Source organism: Kitasatospora arboriphila, from assembly GCF_039528095.1.
Classification (GTDB): domain Bacteria; phylum Actinomycetota; class Actinomycetes; order Streptomycetales; family Streptomycetaceae; genus Kitasatospora; species Kitasatospora arboriphila.
Genome location: NZ_BAAALD010000215.1, coordinates 1 through 1,435, shown reverse-complemented (window position 1 = coordinate 1,435; position 1,435 = coordinate 1). Strand labels below are relative to the sequence as shown.

General features: G+C 51.4%; 3 protein-coding genes. All 3 read left to right on the top strand.

The annotated features are described in order from the left end of the window. Window positions 1–144: tyrosine-type recombinase/integrase (locus ABD353_RS40660; RefSeq protein WP_425555353.1), on the top strand; the 144-nt coding region annotated here is incomplete at its 5' end. Between the two features lie 45 nt (window positions 145–189). Continuing rightward, window positions 190–1,170 (top strand): IS5-like element ISKpn26 family transposase, encoded by a 981-nt coding sequence (locus ABD353_RS39555; RefSeq protein WP_344628562.1) that lies wholly within the window; start codon window positions 190–192, stop codon window positions 1,168–1,170. A gap of 57 nt (window positions 1,171–1,227) precedes the next feature. Next, on the top strand, window positions 1,228–1,435 hold a 208-nt coding region (locus ABD353_RS39550), incomplete at its 3' end, for a hypothetical protein (protein WP_344628561.1).

Here is a 1,435-nt window from a genome sequence, read left to right as displayed (position 1 = left end):
CATACTTTCGCCAGTCACTTTATGATGAATGGCGGAAACATACTGGTACTGCGAGATATTCTGGGGCATTCAGACATTAAAATGACAATGGTTTATGCTCATTTTTCACCAGATCACCTAGGGAAGGTGCGAACAAGTTCCTGATATGAGATCATCATATTCATCCGGAGCGCATCCCAGAGGGACATCATGAGCCATCAACTCACCTTCGCCGATAGTGAATTCAGCACTAAGCGCCGTCAGACCCGAAAAGAGATTTTCCTCTCCCGCATGGAGCAGATTCTGCCATGGCAAAACATGGTGGAAGTCATCGAGCCGTTTTATCCCAAGGCGGGCAATGGCCGACGGCCCTATCCGCTGGAGACCATGCTGCGTATTCACTGCATGCAGCATTGGTACAACCTGAGCGACGGTGCCATGGAAGATGCCCTGTACGAAATCGCCTCCATGCGCCTGTTTGCCCGATTATCCCTGGATAGCGCCCTGCCGGATCGCACCACCATCATGAATTTCCGCCACCTGCTCGAGCAGCATCAACTGGCCCGTCAATTGTTCAAGACCATCAATCGCTGGCTGGCCGAAGCAGGCGTCATGATGACCCAAGGCACTTTGGTGGATGCCACCATCATTGAGGCACCCAGCTCTACCAAGAACAAAGAGCAGCAACGCGATCCGGAGATGCATCAGACCAAGAAAGGCAATCAGTGGCACTTTGGCATGAAGGCCCACATTGGTGTCGATGCCAAGAGTGGCCTGACCCACAGCCTGGTCACCACCGCGGCCAACGAGCATGACCTCAATCAGCTGGGTAATCTGCTGCATGGAGAGGAGCAATTTGTCTCAGCCGATGCCGGCTACCAAGGAGCGCCACACGCCGAGGAGCTGGCCGAGGTGGATGTGGACTGGCTGATCGCCGAGCGTCCCGGCAAGGTAAAAACCTTGAAGCAGCATCCGCGCAAGAACAAAACGGCCATCAACATCGAATACATGAAAGCCAGCATCCGTGCCAGGGTGGAGCACCCGTTTCGCATCATCAAGCGGCAGTTCGGCTTCGTGAAAGCCAGATACAAAGGGCTGCTGAAAAACGATAACCAACTGGCGATGTTATTCACCCTGGCCAACCTGTTTCGGGTGGACCAAATGATACGTCAGTGGGAGAGATCTCAGTAAAAACCGGAAATAACGCCAGAAATGGTGGAAAAAATAGCCTAAATAGGCTGATTCGATGTGTTTGCGGGAAAAAAATCGGCCCAGATCCGCGAAATTTTAATCAGCGAGTCAGCTTGGGAAGAAATGACCTGCTTATTCGCACCTTCCTTAATTATTATCACAGCGCATCACAGCCAATTATTTTATGCCCGGCGATTCAGAAATATATTATTTGGTAAATTTAAAAGGCCGCACACTATCTGGCTTCCAGAATCGTCTTTACCCG

Coding starts and splice junctions, on each gene's coding strand:
- ABD353_RS39555 (WP_344628562.1), top strand. CDS start 190: ATGAGCCATCAACTCACCTTCGCCGATAGTGAATTCAGCACTAAGCGC.